The following is a 1383-nucleotide window of genomic DNA, read 5'->3' as shown; positions in this document are numbered from 1 at the left end:
GCGCCGACCCCGACCCCGACTCCGACGCCGTCCCCGCTCCCGCGCCCGGCTCCGGCACCGACCGGACGAATTGTCCACGGCTGCTTGCCGCGCTGTCCGAGCTCGACGAGCTGATCGGTCAGGCGCTGGACATGCCCGGCTGGTCCCTGTCCGACCCCGAACTCGACAGCGCAGTGCTGGACTGCTCGGTGTTGCTGGCCCGGCTCGCCGCGCTGCGTCTGGGGTTGGTCCGTGAGATGCACGGCCGCGGCAGCGCCCAACGCGAGGGCGCCACCAGCACCGCCGCACTCCTGCGCACCCGGCTACGGATCCGCCCCGGCGAGGCGCAGCGGCTGCTCGCCCTCGCCCTCGCCGTCGACGACGACCTCACCGCCACCGGCACCACCCTGACCGCCGGCACCATCAGCATCGACCAGGCCTTCGCGATCCACACCGCGCTGCGCGCCCTACCTCGTGGGGTAGACCTCACCAGGCGACGTGAAGCCGAAGCACTCCTGCTCCAGTGCGCGGACACCTTCGACCCCGCCGATCTCGCCCTCCTCGGCCGCCACCTCCGCGAGCGGCTCACCGACATCGACACCAGCCCCGGCGGCGACAGCCCCGACCCCGCCGGCAACAACGGCGAGGGCGAGGGCGGTAATGATCACAGCGGCGGCGGCAACCCCGACGGTGGCAACGCCGGCGATGGTGCCACTGGAGACGATCCAGCGTCGCGCCGCCACCTGTCGCTCACCGACCTGTCCGACGGAATGACCCGGATCAGCGGCGAACTCGACGCCGAGGGTGCCGCGCTCCTGCGCACCGCCCTCGACAGCCTCGCAGCCCCCAGCCCCGCCATCGACGGCACGCTCGACCCTCGCAGCCCCGCTCGCCGCCGTGCCGACGCGCTCGTCGAGCTTCTGCACCGCGCCCTCGATGCCTCGTCGGTACCCGTCTCCGGCGGTGTGCGCCCCCACCTGACCATCACCATCCCGTGGGCGACACTGGTCGGCAGGGGTGGGCCAGCCGCGTCGACCAGTTGGGGCCAGCCGATACCCCGCTCCGTGCTACGCCGTCTGGCCTGCGACGCCGAGGTCAGCCGCATCGTCCTCAACCCGGACAGCGTCCCTCTCGACGTCGGCCGCACGGAACGCACCGTCCCGGCCGACCTGCGCCGCGCCCTGGTCGCCCGCGACCGCTGTTGCGCGTTCCCCGGTTGCAACAGGCCGCCGAGTTGGTGCCAGGCGCACCACATTCGGCATTGGACCGACAACGGCACGACCTGCCTGAACAACCTCGTGCTCGCCTGCGGCTGGCACCACCGCTTCCTCCACCACCACGGCTGGACCGTCCGACTCGGCGCCGACCACCGACCCGAATTCCTCCCGCCCCGCTGGGCCGACC

Annotated in this window: 1 protein-coding gene; it reads left to right on the top strand. The window is 73.0% G+C overall.

Translation table 11 applies throughout. The features are described 5' to 3' along the window. Window positions 1-1383: HNH endonuclease signature motif containing protein (locus NBZ85_RS31120; protein ID WP_261563421.1), on the top strand; the 1383-nt coding region annotated here is incomplete at both ends.

The organism is Frankia tisae (assembly GCF_025403405.1).
GTDB lineage: Bacteria > Actinomycetota > Actinomycetes > Frankiales > Frankiaceae > Frankia > Frankia tisai.
Note: the sequence above shows the minus strand (reverse complement) of the source record. Positions and strands in the feature narration are given on the sequence as shown.